The sequence below is a fragment of the Sphingobacterium ginsenosidimutans genome (assembly GCF_039536865.1).
GTDB classification, from domain to species: Bacteria; Bacteroidota; Bacteroidia; order Sphingobacteriales; family Sphingobacteriaceae; genus Sphingobacterium; species Sphingobacterium detergens.
The window spans coordinates 849,310-865,842 of sequence record NZ_BAAAZK010000002.1; the positions used below are offsets into that span (position 1 = coordinate 849,310).

The window sequence follows — 16,533 nt, forward strand, 5'->3', positions numbered from 1 at the left end:
CCCAGCCTAATTACTGTATTTACTTTAGTATAAAAAAAAGCGGTGTTCGTATAAAAGAAAGCCATTTTGAAACAAAAAAAATTACTTTTGCTGAATTAGGGTCAGTAATCCAGATCAATATGCTAGACTGCAACAATCGTATTATTTTACGCTACTTAACGGAAAAGAAATTCAGGCTTTTACGGCATGGCCTGTTTTTGGTTGGCCTGCTTATTCTTTTTGCCAATGCCAATACAAATAACCAATTTCTGGGTAACTATAAAACCTACTTCTCTTTGGCACTCTGGACGGTTTTCGTGGCCATGTTTTATATCAATATGTATGTATTGATCCCGCAGTATTTTTTCAAGGGAAAATATGAGATCTATATCCTCTTACTTATTCTTCTGGTGACAGCGAGCCTACTCGTGGTCATGCAGATTGCGATATATATTTTTAGTATCCATATCCCGGCGATCGAAAGGCAACGAACCAATACCATGGGTTTTGTCAGCGGTTTATTTATCTGTATTCCCATTATCCTGACCACCACCACTTTTAAGCTCTTTAAGCGTTGGATCGAGGATAATAAACGAATTTCAGATCTAAAAAACCTGGCGTTGACAACGGAGTTAAATGCGTTAAAGAATCAGATTCAGCCACATTTTTTGTTTAACATGCTCAACAATGTGAAGGCATTAATTCGGAAAGACCCCAGTATGGCCACCGAGGTTATTATCAAACTTTCCGATTTTTTGCGCTATCAGCTCTATGAAAACGATACAGATAAAACGCTTTTAAAATCCGAAATAAACTTTATTTTCAATTTTCTAAAACTGGAGGAAATACGTCGGGATAACTTGAGAACGTCATTGTCCTGCGCAGCGGAATTAGAAAAGCAAAGTATTTTTCTGCCGCCACATCTTTTTACTGCCTTTATCGAGAATGCGATCAAACATAGCGTGAACTTACGCGACGAGCATACGTTTATTACCATTCACTTTACGCAGACAGATGAACAACTTTGTTTCGAATGTGAAAATTCGATCGATCCAGATCTTTCGAATACCCGTTCTAAGTATGGTGGACTGGGATTAGTCAATGCCAAACGACGGCTGGATTTGCTGTATGGTGATAATTACGAGCTTACAATATCAAAAAATGACCTGCTGTATCAGGTGAAATTAAAAATTCCATTATGAATTGTATCATTGTAGATGATGAGCCCTTAGCAAGGGAAGAAATGAGAAATCTGGTCGAAGAAATTTCAGCTATAGAAATTATGGGCGAGTTTTCCAATGCCCTATCTGCGATGGAATACCTCGCGACCAAATCTGTGGATCTTATTTTTCTCGATATCGAGATGCCTACGGTCAATGGATTGGATTTTGCGCAATCCTTACCTAAAGATGTACTGGTGATACTAACAACAGCCTATACACAGTATGCGTTGAGGGGTTTTGAGTTGGATGCACTCGACTACCTCCTTAAACCTATCAAAAAAGATCGCCTGGCCAAGGCAATTGATAAAGCGCTGACCTATAAAAATCTGCTCAATTTAAAGGAAAATCAAAGCACCTTTGAAGATGCGAATGAAGATGCTGTATTTATCAAATCGGATCGAAAATACTACAAGATCTTATTTGGCGATATTCGATTTATTGAGGCGCTCAAAGATTATGTCGTTATTTATACGCGCACCAATAAACTTATTACGGCAATGAATCTAAAAACAATGCATCAAAAACTACCGGCCCATATATTTGTTCGGGTTAGCAAATCCTATTTGATCAATTTGTCTTTTATTGATTCTTTTGACAACCATACGATATACATTGACAAATTCGAAATCCCGATTGGCGAGATTTTTCGCGAGCAGTTTTTTAAGCAATATACAGGCGGGTTATTGTAAGATCGTCTGTACTGTGCTTTGAATAGGATTAGGCCAGTACAAAGCGATCTAGAAAATCTACTTTTATACCATGCTTGTGCAGCAAAGCTGTCAGTAGATCGACGGAACATTCTTCTGTTTCTACCCGAAATATAGCGTCTTCGTCATCCAGATCCAAGGTCGCCGACTGTACCTGTGGCAGGTGGAGCTTTAACAACTGCATCAGGAACGTCTTCTTCTCTTTTGTTCGCACAGAGCTTTTAAAAATTAATATCTGCTTTGCTTTCATTTTGTAAATTTAAAATTGTATCCACCTTCTCCCCGGTTTATATTTATCCGGGATTTTCACAAATCTATTATTTCATGCTTTCACTGGCGGGGATTTTATACGAAAGCAGACCTTTATTATACCAAAACTCGCAAAAGTCTGAGCCGGACCGTCACCTGCTTTTCTTTATCGGATTATCTATTTTTTTTAAGACCTTTGTATATCTTTAATTGAACAAGCAAATACAAAAAGCAGGATGTCTATTACCAACGAGAACGAATTGACCGGAATGCAAAAAGCGAGTGCGGCAGTTGCCCAGACGCTTAAAGCGATGTGCGACTATGCTAAGGTGGGCATGTCAACCAAAGAATTGGATGAGTACGGGGCGAAGATATTAGAACAATTTGGTGCAAAATCAGCACCAGCGCTGACCTATAACTTTCCGGGTTGGACCTGTATCAGTGTAGATAACGAGTTTTGCCACGGTGTTCCGTCTGCGGATCGCTTGTTGCAGGAAGGAGAACTTATCAATATTGATGTATCAGCGGAACTAGATGGTTTTTGGGCTGATAATGGGGCTTCTTTTGTGATCGGTGCGGATATTCATCATCATCAAAAATTGGTGGACGCTTCAAAGGAAATACTTCAAAAAACGATAAAAAATATACGCGGTGGTGTCAAAATTGCGGACATTGGCCAACTGATGGAAACGGAAGCAAAAAAGAGAGGCTATAAAGTGATCAAGAATCTCGGTGGCCATGGTATCGGACGCAGTTTACACGAAGATCCAGATGAGCTGCTCAATTATAGGAACAAATTTGATCAAAGGCGGTTTAGAAAAAATTCAATTGTTGCGATCGAAACCTTTATCTCGACAACATCTACCTATGCAACGGAATTAAATGATGGCTGGACGATGGTCGGTGACAAAGGTGGATACATGGCGCAACATGAACATACCATCATGATTACCGATGGTGCTCCAATTATTTTAACGGCAGAAAATGGTATTTTCTGTTAGGAAATTATACCCGAAGAGCTATTGTCTTTTACTGTCTCAGACGATACCTCTTCGGGATAAATTACCTTTATAGGGAACTCTTTCTACACTGGTCTCTCCATAAAATCTAAAAGACTTATCTTCAACTGTTTTTGCTCCATCAAACGAAGAATCAATTCATCCACCTTTTTTGTTGATTTGACCACCATGGTAAATAACTTATCATCGAGATCAAAAGAGATGGATATCACTGTTGGAACGAGCAAAAAGATATGTGTCTCCAGTTCTTTCCTACGTGATAGTACTCCTCTCCCTACTGCAAATAATTGTATATAACGCATCATAATTATTCAATATAAATCCTACCTTGATTACCTAGCTATTCCTAATTTTACCCCATAGCATTCAACAGCAATGCGATAAGATGAATGTTCTACATGACAAAACAGCTGATTCAATCCTTCCAAGTGCTGCATGATGATCACTTTTTGCTTTCTTTTTTCAAGTATTAGTGCCAGATGATCTGCAAAATCCAGATCGTCATCAATAAGTATAAACCGATCGGCGCGAAGCGCGGCAGCCATCTTTTCAGTTTTCTCGCTGCTTTGACTTGGATTGATCAGAATCAGCATGTTTGTTGTTTTCATTTCGAGTATTAAGATCGTGAGATTAGAGCCATCCGCCTCCCAAGGCACGGTAAAGGGATGTTATGGCATTAATTTTTTGTGCTTTCACTGTCGCCTGATCCAATTCGGCCTGCAGCCTATTGGTCTGCGCGACGATCACTTCCAGATAGGTTGCCTCATTAAATTTGTAAAGCAGCATTGCATTTTGAACAAGCTTGTCCGAACGCTCTACCTGCAAGTTGGATGTCTCCAGTTGTTCCCCCAGTTTATCAATCTGAATCAGTGCATCAGACACTTCACCAACGGCTTTTAACATGGTCTGTTTGAAATTCAATTCCATTTGATCCTTTGCGATTTTTGACTGCTCCAAACGTGTCTTTAATTGCCTGCCGTTCAGAATGGGCTGTACAATTGTCCCAGTTGCAGCGGCAAACAGTGACCCTGGTAGATTGAACCAATTATTTGCTTTAAATGCATTTAACCCTCCCTGTGCAGTGATATTTAAATTTGGATACATGCTTGCCCGTGCGACATGTATTGTGGCCAGGCTCCGCCGGATATCCAATTCGCTACTACGCAGATCTGGCCGATAGCTCAACAGGTTTGCAGGGACACCCAGTGAGAGATTTGCCGATGACTCCACCTGATCCAATCGCATGGTCCTTTTTACTGGCCCCGGCACTTCTCCAACCAAAATGCTCAACGCATTTTCCTGCACCTGAATGCCCGCCTCTAAGGCCGGAATCCGTTTGGCAATCTGATCCCGTGTCACTTCCTGTTGTTGGACCGACAAGATATTTGCTAGCCCCAACTCGACCTGTTTATTAAGGATAAATAGGGTGCTATCCGCAAAGGCTAAATTGCGCTGTGATATTTCCAGCTGTCGGTCCAACAGCAGTAGGTTGTAGTAGCCTTGAACAACCTCAGCGACCAAACGTGTTTTGATCGCGCGGACAGCTTCCTGAGTTTTGAGAAGATCTACCAAACTCTCCTGTTTTTGCCCATTTAATTTACCCCAAATATCAGCCTCCCAGGAAATCTGAATTGAGGAGGTATAATCCATGGTATATTTTTGACCCATAAATTGACTGGCCATCATACCATTCATACTGTTGCCCGAAGGACGGTTAATTCCCACATTGGCAAGATTCGCATTTACAAGTGGCACATTCAGCCACTTGGATTGCTTATACCCTTCTGAAGCAAATTCGATCTGCTTTAGGGCGACTTTCAAATCATTATTTTTCTTCAATGCGCTATCCAGTAACTCAACAAGCATCTCATCTTTAAAAAAATCACGATAGGAGATCTTCGCGATACTACTATCAGCTTCATGCTCGTCCTGATTTCGGAAATGATCAATCGGTTTCATTTCCATTCCGGTATAGTGTGGTACACGGCAGGCATTCGCCCCTATTACCGTTGTCAGAAAGACTACACTATACCAGCAATTTCTTTTTATCTGTTTCATTTTATCTGATCATTAATTAGTAGTCCCATTCACTTTCATCCAACTCGCCTCCATTCAATCTTTCATGGAAATACTGAAATACCACAAAGAGTACCGGTGTAAGGAATATCCCCAATACCGTACCCACCAGCATGCCGAAAATAGCGGCATAACCAATGGAATGGTTCCCCATTGCTGAAGGTCCCACCACAAAAACGAGTGGCACGATCCCTGTAATAAAAGCCAATGAGGTCATTAAAATAGGTCTTAGTCGTGCTTTTGCACCTTCCACCGCAGCAGCAATCAAGCTTTTTCCCGCTTTTCGGCGCTGACTCGAAAACTCCACAATCAATATCCCGTTTTTTGCCAATAGCCCAATGAGCATCACCATCGCGATCTGCACATAGATATTGTTTGCTATACCTGCCATACCAATGCCTATAAATACGCCGGAAAGTCCCACCGGAATGGACAGCAATACGGAGAATGGTAATATGTAGCTTTCATATTGAGCAGATAACAAGAAGTAAACAAATACAATACAGAGCACAAAAATGACTGTCGTTTGCGATGTCGCCATGCTTTCTTCACGACTCATGCCCTTATAATCGAAGGTATACCCCGGTGGAAGCAGTTGTTTGGCCACCTCCTGTATGGCTGACATGGCTTGCCCGGTACTATAACCCGGAGCCGGCATTACAGTAAGGTTTGACGCGTTGAATAGGTTGAACCGCTCTACAACCTCGGGTCCGGTAACCGGTTGAACCCGTACCAAGGTACTGATCGGAATCATTTCTTGTCGGCTATTTTTCACGAAAACCCCTTGTAAGGATTGTTCGTTGGTTCTGGTTTCTGCCGTTGCCTGAACCAGTACACGGTAATATTTGCCAAAACGATTGAAGTCCGAAGCCTGTATACTGCCATAATATCCCTGCATAACACCGAGTACATCACTAACAGCTACACCAAGTTGTGCTGCCTTCGCTTCATCTACGACGACCTCATATTGGGGGTAGGAAACATCAAATGTGGTAAAGGCCATCGCAATCTCCGGCCGTTGCATCAAAGCGCCCATCATGCCATAGGATATATTGCCTAACTTTTGCAATTCCGCATTCGTTCGGTCCTGTAGAACCAGTTCCATTCCACTCGAATTACCAAAACCATCTACTGTAGGTGTATTTAAAACTAGAAAGTTGGCCCGCTTATCTTGTCCCAGTATCCCCTGTAGCTCGCCCATAACGGCCCCGAGATTACTCACTTTGCCCCTTTCTTTTTCAGCTTTCAGGCGAATAAAGAACGTACCGGCGGCAGATGACATTGCTCCAGTGAACAGGCTTAACCCATTTACCGAGATTACTTCACGAACAGCAGGATGAGCCATTAACTTGTTTTCCGTATCTGACATCAACACCGTTGTCCGGTCTTTTGATGTTCCAGCGGCCAAATTGGCGGTCACAATGATAAATGATTGATCCTCGTCAGGGATAAAACCCTTAGGTGTATTCATCGTGTACCAGGCAAACAATCCGCCAAACACCGCCAAAAGCGAAAATGCGATCCACTTGCGTTTGATCATCATTAAAATTGCCTTTCCATAGCGAAAAGTAAGTTTATCAAAGGCGGCATTAAATCCGGTGAAAAAGCGTTCCTTGAATGTAGCCTTATGATTTTCGTCGGAATGGGCTGCATGAGATTTCAACAGAATCGCACATAAAGCCGGACTAAGTGTCAAGGCATTCACCGCTGAGATGACAATTGCGATAGCCAATGTCAGCGCAAATTGTTGATAAAATAAACCTGTAGAACCGTCCATAAATGCGACCGGTACAAACACAGCTGACATCACTAAGGTAATCGAAACAATAGCGCCCGAAATTTCCCCCATCGCTGACATCGTCGCCGCTTTGGCATTTAGTTTCCGTCGTTCCATTTTGGCGTGTACTGCCTCTACAACAACAATGGCGTCATCCACGACTATACCAATCGCGAGGACAAGGGCGAAAAGCGTCAATATATTGATTGAAAACCCAAATATTTTCATGAAGAAAAATGTCCCTACAATTGATACAGGTACAGCGATGGCCGGAATTAAGGTAGAACGGAAATCTTGCAAAAAGATAAAGACGACGATAAATACCAAAATAAAGGCTTCAATCAGGGTTTTGATGACCTGATCAATGGACTGATCCAGCGATTCCTTGGTTGCATAAGGTATCTTATATTCCATGGTTCCCGGGAAAGACTTCTCCAATTCTTCCATTCGCTTTTGCAATGCGATTTGTACCTCATTGGCATTCGATCCACTCATCTGAAAAATGGCCATGGTCACTGCAGGTTTCTTGTTATAGTTGGATGCTACGGTATAGCTATAAGCCGCAAATTCAACCTTGGCAACATCTTTCAGACGTAATACCGAACCATCATTCTGGGCCCTGATAACAATATTTTCGTATTGCTGCGGTTCAGTGAATTTTCCTTTATAACGCATCACATATTCCTTTACCTCGGTACTCTGTTCACCGAACCGGCCAGGCGCGGCTTCCAAGTTTTGGGACTGGATGGCACGTGATACATCACCCGGTGTCAAGTTATATGTATTGAGTTTGCTGGGGTCTAACCATACGCGCATGGCGTAATCCTTATTGCCATATACCATCGCGTCCCCTACTCCTTTGATACGCTTAAGTTCGGGTACAACGTTGATCTTGCTGTAGTTTTCCAGGAAAAGGTCGTCCATTGTACCATCCTTACTGGTTAGGGTGACCATCGCGATCATACTATTTTGACGTTTTAAGGTCGTGATCCCGCTTTGAATAACTTCTGCAGGTAACTGATTGGTAACCTGGGCTACACGGTTCTGGACATTGATGGCGGCCTGATCCGGATCTGTTCCCAACTTGAAGATTACAGTAATATTTAATGTACCATCATTACTCGCTGTCGACGAAATATAGTCCATATTTTCGACGCCATTGATGGCATTTTCTATGGGTGGCGCGACAGACCGTGCAATTGTTTCGGCATTTGCACCGGGATATACAGCGGTCACCATAACGGTCGGTGGTGCAATATCCGGAAATTTGGTAATGGGCAAGCTGAGCATACCGACCACACCAAGAATGACCAATAAGACAGAAATCACGGTGGCCAATACTGGTCGTTTAATTATTTTTTTTAACATGAATTGCTGTCTTATTTTTTGTTTTGAGTTTGCTTTTGCGCGACAACCGGCATTCCAGGTTGTAGGCGTTCGAATCCTTGAGCGATATAACGGTCTCCCTGTTTTAATCCTTCGCGAATAATAAAATTATCTTCAGATTTCCCAGAAATAGCTACAGGTATCTGTACGACTTTATTTTCCTTATCGACAGCATAGGCAAAGACTTTGTCTTGGTAAGATACTGTGGATGCAATAGGTAACAGGGGCATTTCTTTCAATTGTTGATACATCACAATTTTGCCTGTGTTGCCGCTACGCAGCTCCGCGCGAGGGTTATCAAATTTTGCACGCAAAGTAATGGAGCCCGTATTTTTATTGAATTGACCTTCAACGGCATCTATTCTCCCTTTGGTATGATACTCCTGTCCATCCGAAAGTAACAGTGCAACGGGTGCTGCATTTTTCAATTTCTCCGCAACCGTATTTCCTGTATGTTCGCGCTGAAACCGTACAAAATCGTTCTCACTCAAGCTAAAATAGGCATACACTTGATGGTTGTCAGAAACGACTGTAATGGCATCTTGATTTGAGGCAGACAGCAAACTACCCAAGCGGTAGTTGAAACGTCCGATATACCCATTCACGGGCGACTTGATGACTGAAAAGTCCAGATTGATCTGTGCTGAGGCGATAGCTGATCTCGCCTGCGCTACTGATGCTTTTGCGGCGGCATAACTTGCCTGAGCTTCCTGCATCTGAATATCCGAAACGATACGGTTTTTGGTCAGCTCAGTTTTTCGATCCAGCTCAATTTTGGCGGTCAATAAATTAGATTCGGCAACAGACAAGGCCGCCCGCGCATTTGTTAACTGCTCCTGAAAGATCCGATCTTCAATTTTAAATAGCGCCTGTCCGGCACGGACGTAGTCACCTTCATCCACAAATATCTTTTGGAGATAACCGGTCACCTGTGGTCGTATTTCTATATTGGACACGCCTTCTATGGCACTTGCATACTCATTTCGGATCGTTGCATCGCCTGTTGTTACAGTGCCAAAAAGAACCTCTGCAGGTCCTTGCTGATATCCGCCATCCTGTTGTTTACCTGAACAACTGGATAACAATACCAGCGCAATAAACAAGTTCGTGGCGCGCTTTTTAACGACGTTTTGCTTCATAATGGATTTTGCTTTTATTTTTATGTGTAGCAAAAGTCCAAAAAAACCGATGTCTGAATTCGGCGCAAAGACGCCAAAATTTGTTTAAAAGACGCCAAAAGCGTATAGACCGGATAACAAAAAACAAAGGTGCTTTCCCTATCTATTACTGGAAAAGCACCTTCATCTGAGCAAAGATTGGACTGATAAAAATGACCTAGAAAAGGTCATCCATTTTGTAGTCACTTGGATTTCTTTCGGTATGTTTTTTGAAGAACTTACTAAAGACCGTTTGATCTGAAAAGTTCAGCAAACAGGCCACCTGGCCAACGTTATTCGCAGAATTCTTTAAGAGAATCTTCGCTTCAATAAGTAGGATCTGGTTGATAATCTCTTTGGGTGTACGCAACATCGCTTTCTTGACTACCTTCGTGAGATATTTTCTACTGACAAATAGACGATCTGCATAAAACTGAACATCATGATGTTCGACATAATATTCCCGTACAAGCGCAAAAAAAGCGCTTGTAATCTCTTCTTCCCGGGAAGAAAAACTGGCCTGCTGCCGAAAATTTTTGGAATAATTTTCAATATCATACATCAACAAGGAAAAGTAATGCCAGATCATCTCATTACTATAATAGACCGGATTCTTAAAATCGTTGAGATAAGCAAGTTCCTTTATATAAAATGCCAATCGTTTGTAGAGGTGTTGCTCGCCACGAATGATATAAGAGGGATTATTGGAAAAGTTCTTTAACATATCATTTGAGCGATAATTAAAGCCGGCATCTGATAGCATATCTGTAGAAAAGAAAATTTGTTTTTGCTTGATGTCTGCGGAAAAGTAAATGACTTTAAAAACCTCCTGCGGAACACAAAAAAGAATATCACCTTTTTGAAGCTCATATTCATAGTCTCCCACCCGATAATAGGAAATACCCTCCTCAGCCAACAGCACTCCAAAAAAAGAAGCACGATAATGGCAATTGCGCTGTATTTGCATATTGTCACTTGTAGACTCTAGCACCATGTATTCCTTGCTACGTTGTGGAAACAGTAGTTCACGCGTCATATCCTCCATTTTTAGCGAAATGACGTACTCCTTTTTTTTCATTATGTTGCGTTGACCTTAAAATAACTTTTATTGAAGCAATCAAAAATAATCGATTAAAAAGTGTAAAAAATCATATCACAGTCCTGATTTGGAATTTGACAAAAAAGAAATAAAAGATTTGTTTAACCGCATCGCGCCCGACAAGCGCTGCTTTCAGCATCTTTCAGAAGTATATCAGATGCTAAATTGAAGGCTATAAAAAATATAAGGGGCCTCTCTTGACGAGAAAACCCCCAAATAATATATTTTAATATGGCTATTCAATCTTTCCTATATCAATCAAATAGTTCCTTTTTTTAAGGAAAAGAAATGTAATATACCTTTTAATAAGTATTCAAGTGGGATGAATATCACTATTTAAGTTTTGCCTATTTGATTATATCATAAAGGTAAATCAAATCTTTCAATAAAAAAGTGACGAAAATCACATTTCGCATAAATCTCTCAATTATTTTAGAAAAATATTTTTATCCGAACTGTTAAATGAATGATAAGGCATCCAGTCGTCCGGTTATGTTAATGCAAGATTGTACATATAGCGCTATATTTAGCCCTAAGATTAGTACTTTTGATTGATAAAGTATACTGCTATTGAGAACGATAAAATTCCATAAAGGTGAATGTGGCGTTGAATTTCTATTAAACGTATTAAATCAACAGGAAACAGACTATACCCATCGCGAGACCTATCATAAAGATTTTTTTGAAATTTTATTTTTCAAAAAGGCTAAGGGACGTTTACGATTGGGACAGGAAGTCATCGAATTAACGGACAACAACATTATCTTTATTTCTGCCTTTCAGAAACATACCTGGGAACTGGACCCTACGCATCTGGAATTCACCACATTGATTTTTCAGGAAGATTTTCTCAATGAGTTTTTCGCAGATAAGCTTTTTACGTATCGATTGCTGTATTTCTATCAGTTGCACCATACAGTAAAAATAGCTGCAGATGATATACATCTATCTAAATTTTACACACTGCTCGCGGAAATAAAATCGGAGCTTGTTCAGACAGAGGCAGACAGTGCACATATTATACGCTCTTTGCTCTATTATTTGCTACAGACCTTGAATCGAAAATATGCCCGGTTGAATGGACTTTCTTTGCAAAAACCTGAGAATAATTTTGCTTATCAGTTCAGGATGTTACTCGAACAGCATATTCAACAGAAACAGCGGATCAACGAATATACAGCATTGATGGGCATCAGTCGCATCACACTGAATCATGCCGTTAAAGCACAATTCAATACCACGGCAACACAATTACTCAAACAGCGCTTATTATTTGAAGTGCAGGATTTATTGATACATTCAGACAAATCTATCAGTGAAATTGCTTTTGAACTGAATTTTTCCGAGCCTAATCACCTGATGCGTTTTTTTAAGGCGCAGACGGGTAAGACCATCAGTGCATTTATCCAGGAATTACGGTAAAAGGTCTATTACGGGCTGTCCCTAGCCGGTTACTCACAGTAATTACAAAAAAAGCTGACAGTGTATAGCAATGTTGCCATACACTGTCAGCTTAAAATTCCAATGCTATACCGCTCCAGTTTTAGAATAGCTACTTTTGTGCGAGGCAGGTTTCTGTCCTCTGAGTCTGCGCATAGAAAAATGCCGATGCGGAACCTCCCAGTTTTAGAATAGCTACTTTTGTGCGAGGTAGGTTTCTGTCGTCTGAGTCTGCGCATAGAAGAATTCCAATGCTGCTAGAAACGCGTGATGCACATCGTCAGCTTTGACCGTAACACCGTTAATTTCCAGGTCACGTGTTGCACAGGCATCCCCGATTACTGTACATGGGAAACCAAAATCAACCGCAGCCCGCGTCGTGGCATCAATGCACATGTGCGTCATCATGCCAACAACAACAAGTTCAGTAATTTGATTGGCTTTCAGATAATCAAAAAGTTCGGTTTCCCTAAAACTATTTGGAAAGTGTTTTTGGATCACTTTCTCTCCCAGCAGTGGTCTGACGTTTGGATGGATCTCAGCAGCAACCGTACCTGCTATAAAAAATGGCATTTTCGTTGGATCGGGAGAAATATGCTGAATATGGATAATCGGGGCTTTTATTTCTCTAAAATGGCCGATTATTTTTCCGGCATTTACGCTTGCGGCAATTGGGTTTACAAGTTCCATTCCGCCATTTTCAAAATATTCATTTTGAATGTCTATGACAATTAACGCTGTAGTATTCATGTGTTATCTATTATTATGTTTTCGTTACTACAAAATTAACTTGTCAACGATGGAAGGCACTACCAAATAGATCATCGACACTACCATTTTGATAAGAAGGGATGTTTTAGCTATCTTAGCCATCGAGAATGGCCCTTATAAGGCCACTTCAATTCGTTTAAAGGAGAGAAATATCGTGAAAGAATTACTACACAGCAAAATATACGGCGCAGAAAACGGTGGTACACCGCTTGTTGTTCTGCATGGCCTTTTTGGTATGGCGGACAACTGGGGATCTTTTGGCCGTAGCTTTGGAGAAAAAAGACAGATACATTTACTTGACCTGCGCAATCATGGTCGAAGTTTTCACAGTGACGGCATGTCCGTTGAGGAAATGGTCGAGGACCTGGGCGCCTATATCGCTTCGATCGGAGCAGAAAAAGTCTTATTATTGGGTCATTCTCTCGGCGGCAAAGTTGCCATGCAATTTGCCATTGAGCATCCGGAACAGGTTGAAAAATTGATTATTGCGGATATAGCTCCCAAGGCTTACCCACCACATCATGAAGATATCTTCAATGCCCTTTGTGCGGTTGATATCAATAGTATGGACAACCGAAAAGATGTACAGACAAAACTCGAAAGCTACCTTGATGATCCCGGAGTAATTCAATTTTTGTTAAAAAACGTCTATATTAAAGAAGACCGTAAATTGGGTTGGCGTTTCAACCTGGATGTTCTGCAACGGAAATATGCAGATTTCATTACAATAGGTGTAAAAGCGGGGATTTATACTGGTCCTACCCTTTTTTTAGCAGGCGAAAAATCGCGCTACATTCTTCCTGAAGATAAAATCAAAATCAAGGAGCAATTTCCAGATGTTAGCTTTGAAACAATACCAAATGCAGGACACTGGGTACAAGCTGAAAACCCACAAGCATTCGACGCCTTTGTTGCTGCTTTTTTGGATCAATAAAAAATCTACTATAGGATAGATCAATCCCACCTCAGCCGATCAGGTCTGGTGGGATTGATTTATCATTATCCGTCGCTTACTTCAATGCTGCTGCATAAGTTTTTAGCGCACGTTCTCTGGCAATTGGATGCGCTATAATAGGTTCGGGATAATCTGTTGTCCCAAGTTCGGGAATCCATTGTCTACTATATTCTTGTTTTTTATCAAATTTTTCGGCCTGAATAATCGGGTTAAACACCCTAAAATACGGGGCGGCATCGCAGCCACTCCCTGCTGCCCATTGCCAATTCCCGTTATTCGCAGATAAATCATAATCGTTGAGCTTTTGCGCAAAATAGGCCTCTCCCCATCGCCAATCAATCAATAAATGTTTGCATAGAAAACTCGCTGCAACCATACGCACACGATTATGCATATATCCGGTACTGTTCAATTGCCGCATACCCGCATCGACCAAAGGATAGCCTGTTTTTCCTTGACACCAGCATTCAAACTCCGTTTCATCGTTGCGCCACTGGATATCGTCGTATTTCTTTTTAAAGGATTCGTTGACCACATTGGGAAAATGAAATAAGATCTGCATAAAAAACTCCCGCCAGATCAATTCAGACAGCCAGACCTCATTATGCTGTTTTGCAAAAGCAACACAGCGACGAATACTAATTGTTCCAAAACGAAGTGCAATACCCAAATTGGTCGTCCCCTCTAAGGAAGGATAATCACGGTATTTATCGTAGGTATTAATAATAGCTGTATTCAGTTGTGGTGGTTCAAAAGTCAAATCCGTCTTTTTAAACCCTATTTTTTCCAAGGGGATTATTGGTGCGTATGTCTGCTGAAAAAAATGCCCAACTATTTGATCAGTGAATTGATAATCTTCTGCCGTTAATTTCTCCCGCCATCTTTTTGCATAAGGTGTATAAACGGTATAGGGTGTACCATCAATTTTCAAGATTTCATGCTTGTCAAAAATAACCTGATCTTTTACGGCATTAAATGGAATTCCAGCAGCATTGAAAAATTCAGCGATCGTCCGATCCCGTCGGATCGCTTGAGGTTCGTAATCGCTATTACAATAGACTTCCTGAATATTGTATTGCTCATGCAATGTTTTAAAAATTGCCACAGGACTACCATGAAAGCTCGTTAAAGTAGTTCCATATTCCCTTAGTTTTTTATTTATTCCATCAAGAGCCTGATGGATATAATCTACACGTCGGTCTAACTTATCTTCCAATCGCCCTAAAATATCTTCATCGAATATAAATATCGGCAACACAGGAAGCCCCTTCCCCAATGCCTGAGATAGTCCTACATTGTCTTCCAACCGGAGGTCCCGACGGAACCAAAACACCACAACTTTACTTTTCTCCATAAAAATAGTGGTAACTCGATCAACTACCGACGAGCCCCATCTGTTTAATTTGATAACACCAAAAATAAATCCCAAGAAAAAACGCTGATCAGACAAAGCTAAGCCTCTACTAAACTGAAAGCATGTTCTCTTGATTTAGCTTTGTCTGAACTGATTTTAATTATTTTTTAAACTATCCATATCGATAACAAAACGATATTTCACATCGCTCTTTAACAATCTGTCGTAAGCCTTATTGATATCCTGCATACGTATTAATTCTATATCCGAAGTGATATTATGCTTTCCACAGAAATTCAGCATTTCTTGCGTTTCGGCAATACCACCGATCATCGATCCGGAGAAACTTTTACGTGTAGGGATTAAGCTAAATGGAGCTACTGGCAGAGGATGTTCAGGAGCACCGACAAGTGTCAGTGAGCCATCGCGTTTCAATAGGCTCAAGTAGACGTTGATATCGTGTTGCGCGGAGACACAATCTAAAATAAAATGCAAAGTACCAGCATTCTTTTTCATCTGCTCCTGATCGGTAGACAAAATGACTTCATCCGCGCCTAAGCGCTTGGCATCTTCTACTTTACTTGCAGAAGTTGTTATCACGACGACATGTGCACCCATTGCTTTGGCTATTTTCACCCCCATATGTCCCAAACCACCAATGCCCACGATGCCTACTTTTTGTCCGGGACCAACCTTCCAATGCCGTAATGGCGAATACGTTGTGATACCTGCACAAAGTAGCGGAGCCGTTGCTGCTAAATCCAGATTTTCGGGAATATGCAAGACAAAATCCTGATCCACCACGACACGCTCCGAATATCCGCCAAAGGTCTGTTTGTCCAAATGCTTATCATGACCATTGTATGTTTGGATATTTCCATTCTCACAATATTGCTCCAAACCCTCTTTACAGCTCTCGCATTCACGACAACTGTCAACCATGCAGCCAACACCGGCAAGATCACCTACTTTAAATTTCGTTACATCGGAGCTTACTTTTGTAATCCGTCCCACAATCTCATGACCTGGAACATTGGGGTAAATTGTTCCGCCCCATTCATTACGTGCCGTATGTAAGTCAGAGTGACAAACACCACAGTATAGAATATCAATTTCTACATCTTTCGCCGTTACCGCACGACGTTGTACCTCCAGTTGCTTTAAGTCTGCCGTCGGAGCCTCGGTTCCGAAAGCTTTTATTGAAAATGTACTCATATTAAAATAAATGATCTATGATGAATTGTTTCGTTAAAAATAACCCTTGATAATCAAAAAAGTTTAGTTTAGAACAGCAATGTTTGAAAAATAATCTGATCAGACTCTGTATCAGCATACAATATA

General features: G+C 41.1%; 15 protein-coding genes. 5 read left to right on the forward strand and 10 right to left on the reverse strand.

The window, feature by feature from the left end; translation table 11 throughout:
* Positions 1 to 119 precede the first annotated feature (119 nt).
* Both ABFX33_RS03330 and ABFX33_RS03335 read left to right on the forward strand, forming a co-directional pair.
* Positions 120 to 1,181 carry a sensor histidine kinase gene (locus ABFX33_RS03330; protein WP_346084281.1) on the forward strand — a complete coding sequence of 354 codons (1,062 nt, stop codon included), beginning with the start codon at positions 120 to 122 and terminating at the stop codon, positions 1,179 to 1,181.
* Complete coding sequence (locus tag ABFX33_RS03335) at positions 1,178 to 1,891, forward strand: LytR/AlgR family response regulator transcription factor (RefSeq protein WP_346084283.1); 714 nt, start codon at positions 1,178 to 1,180, stop codon at positions 1,889 to 1,891. Before ABFX33_RS03330 ends, ABFX33_RS03335 begins: the two co-directional genes overlap by 4 nt.
* 28 nt (positions 1,892 to 1,919) lie before the next feature.
* Here ABFX33_RS03335 and ABFX33_RS03340 read toward each other — a convergent pair whose 3' ends face one another.
* The gene (locus ABFX33_RS03340) at positions 1,920 to 2,159 is read right to left on the reverse strand and encodes a hypothetical protein (RefSeq protein ID WP_120258168.1); all 240 of its coding nucleotides are present in this window, start codon (positions 2,157 to 2,159) and stop codon (positions 1,920 to 1,922) included.
* A gap of 235 nt (positions 2,160 to 2,394) precedes the next feature.
* Between ABFX33_RS03340 and map the strand changes: the two genes are divergently transcribed.
* Positions 2,395 to 3,159 carry a type I methionyl aminopeptidase gene (gene map, locus ABFX33_RS03345; RefSeq protein ID WP_346084285.1) on the forward strand — a complete coding sequence of 255 codons (765 nt, stop codon included), beginning with the start codon at positions 2,395 to 2,397 and terminating at the stop codon, positions 3,157 to 3,159.
* An 83-nt stretch (positions 3,160 to 3,242) separates the two neighbouring features.
* Here map and ABFX33_RS03350 read toward each other — a convergent pair whose 3' ends face one another.
* From ABFX33_RS03350 to ABFX33_RS03375, 6 genes are all read right to left on the reverse strand, one after another.
* Positions 3,243 to 3,482, reverse strand: coding sequence for a hypothetical protein (locus ABFX33_RS03350; RefSeq protein WP_147420342.1), 240 nt, complete (start codon positions 3,480 to 3,482; stop codon positions 3,243 to 3,245).
* Between the two features lie 27 nt (positions 3,483 to 3,509).
* Positions 3,510 to 3,785 carry a hypothetical protein gene (locus ABFX33_RS03355; protein WP_120258171.1) on the reverse strand — a complete coding sequence of 92 codons (276 nt, stop codon included), beginning with the start codon at positions 3,783 to 3,785 and terminating at the stop codon, positions 3,510 to 3,512.
* A gap of 22 nt (positions 3,786 to 3,807) precedes the next feature.
* Positions 3,808 to 5,235, reverse strand: coding sequence for a TolC family protein (locus ABFX33_RS03360; protein WP_346084287.1), 1,428 nt, complete (start codon positions 5,233 to 5,235; stop codon positions 3,808 to 3,810).
* Between the two features lie 16 nt (positions 5,236 to 5,251).
* Positions 5,252 to 8,398 carry an efflux RND transporter permease subunit gene (locus tag ABFX33_RS03365; RefSeq protein WP_346084288.1) on the reverse strand — a complete coding sequence of 1,049 codons (3,147 nt, stop codon included), beginning with the start codon at positions 8,396 to 8,398 and terminating at the stop codon, positions 5,252 to 5,254.
* An 11-nt stretch (positions 8,399 to 8,409) separates the two neighbouring features.
* Entirely contained in the window at positions 8,410 to 9,555 is a 1,146-nt protein-coding gene (locus ABFX33_RS03370; RefSeq protein ID WP_346084289.1) for an efflux RND transporter periplasmic adaptor subunit, read from the reverse strand.
* A gap of 196 nt (positions 9,556 to 9,751) precedes the next feature.
* Positions 9,752 to 10,651 (reverse strand): helix-turn-helix transcriptional regulator, encoded by a 900-nt coding sequence (locus tag ABFX33_RS03375; protein WP_120258176.1) that lies wholly within the window; start codon positions 10,649 to 10,651, stop codon positions 9,752 to 9,754.
* Between the two features lie 591 nt (positions 10,652 to 11,242).
* Here ABFX33_RS03375 and ABFX33_RS03380 point away from each other — a divergent pair.
* Positions 11,243 to 12,094: a helix-turn-helix domain-containing protein gene (locus ABFX33_RS03380; protein ID WP_346084290.1), complete on the forward strand. Its 852-nt coding sequence runs from the start codon at positions 11,243 to 11,245 to the stop codon at positions 12,092 to 12,094.
* Positions 12,095 to 12,307: 213 nt separating this feature from the next.
* Here the strand turns inward: ABFX33_RS03380 and ABFX33_RS03385 are convergent, their stop codons facing one another.
* Positions 12,308 to 12,862 (reverse strand): cysteine hydrolase family protein, encoded by a 555-nt coding sequence (locus ABFX33_RS03385; RefSeq protein ID WP_346084291.1) that lies wholly within the window; start codon positions 12,860 to 12,862, stop codon positions 12,308 to 12,310.
* Positions 12,863 to 13,037: 175 nt separating this feature from the next.
* On the opposite strand from ABFX33_RS03385, the gene ABFX33_RS03390 reads away from it, so the two are divergent.
* Positions 13,038 to 13,817: an alpha/beta fold hydrolase gene (locus ABFX33_RS03390; RefSeq protein WP_346084292.1), complete on the forward strand. Its 780-nt coding sequence runs from the start codon at positions 13,038 to 13,040 to the stop codon at positions 13,815 to 13,817.
* A 76-nt stretch (positions 13,818 to 13,893) separates the two neighbouring features.
* On the opposite strand, the gene ABFX33_RS03395 is transcribed toward ABFX33_RS03390, so the two are convergent.
* A complete protein-coding gene (locus ABFX33_RS03395) occupies positions 13,894 to 15,192 on the reverse strand; it encodes a cryptochrome/photolyase family protein (RefSeq protein ID WP_346084293.1) in 1,299 nt (432 codons plus the stop codon).
* Between the two features lie 156 nt (positions 15,193 to 15,348).
* Positions 15,349 to 16,407 (reverse strand): NAD(P)-dependent alcohol dehydrogenase, encoded by a 1,059-nt coding sequence (locus ABFX33_RS03400; protein WP_346084294.1) that lies wholly within the window; start codon positions 16,405 to 16,407, stop codon positions 15,349 to 15,351.
* Positions 16,408 to 16,533: the final 126 nt, after the last annotated feature.

What these genes read in the sequence shown, in the direction of transcription:
- ABFX33_RS03330 (WP_346084281.1), top strand. Translation starts at nt 120, where the DNA reads ATGCTAGACTGCAACAATCGTATTATTTTACGCTACTTAACGGAAAAG.
- ABFX33_RS03335 (WP_346084283.1), top strand. Translation starts at nt 1,178, where the DNA reads ATGAATTGTATCATTGTAGATGATGAGCCCTTAGCAAGGGAAGAAATG.
- ABFX33_RS03340 (WP_120258168.1), bottom strand. Translation starts at nt 2,159, where the DNA reads ATGAAAGCAAAGCAGATATTAATTTTTAAAAGCTCTGTGCGAACAAAA.
- map (WP_346084285.1), top strand. Translation starts at nt 2,395, where the DNA reads ATGTCTATTACCAACGAGAACGAATTGACCGGAATGCAAAAAGCGAGT.
- ABFX33_RS03350 (WP_147420342.1), bottom strand. Translation starts at nt 3,482, where the DNA reads ATGATGCGTTATATACAATTATTTGCAGTAGGGAGAGGAGTACTATCA.
- ABFX33_RS03355 (WP_120258171.1), bottom strand. Translation starts at nt 3,785, where the DNA reads ATGAAAACAACAAACATGCTGATTCTGATCAATCCAAGTCAAAGCAGC.
- ABFX33_RS03360 (WP_346084287.1), bottom strand. Translation starts at nt 5,235, where the DNA reads ATGAAACAGATAAAAAGAAATTGCTGGTATAGTGTAGTCTTTCTGACA.
- ABFX33_RS03365 (WP_346084288.1), bottom strand. Translation starts at nt 8,398, where the DNA reads ATGTTAAAAAAAATAATTAAACGACCAGTATTGGCCACCGTGATTTCT.
- ABFX33_RS03370 (WP_346084289.1), bottom strand. Translation starts at nt 9,555, where the DNA reads ATGAAGCAAAACGTCGTTAAAAAGCGCGCCACGAACTTGTTTATTGCG.
- ABFX33_RS03375 (WP_120258176.1), bottom strand. Translation starts at nt 10,651, where the DNA reads ATGAAAAAAAAGGAGTACGTCATTTCGCTAAAAATGGAGGATATGACG.
- ABFX33_RS03385 (WP_346084291.1), bottom strand. Translation starts at nt 12,862, where the DNA reads ATGAATACTACAGCGTTAATTGTCATAGACATTCAAAATGAATATTTT.
- ABFX33_RS03395 (WP_346084293.1), bottom strand. Translation starts at nt 15,192, where the DNA reads ATGGAGAAAAGTAAAGTTGTGGTGTTTTGGTTCCGTCGGGACCTCCGG.
- ABFX33_RS03400 (WP_346084294.1), bottom strand. Translation starts at nt 16,407, where the DNA reads ATGAGTACATTTTCAATAAAAGCTTTCGGAACCGAGGCTCCGACGGCA.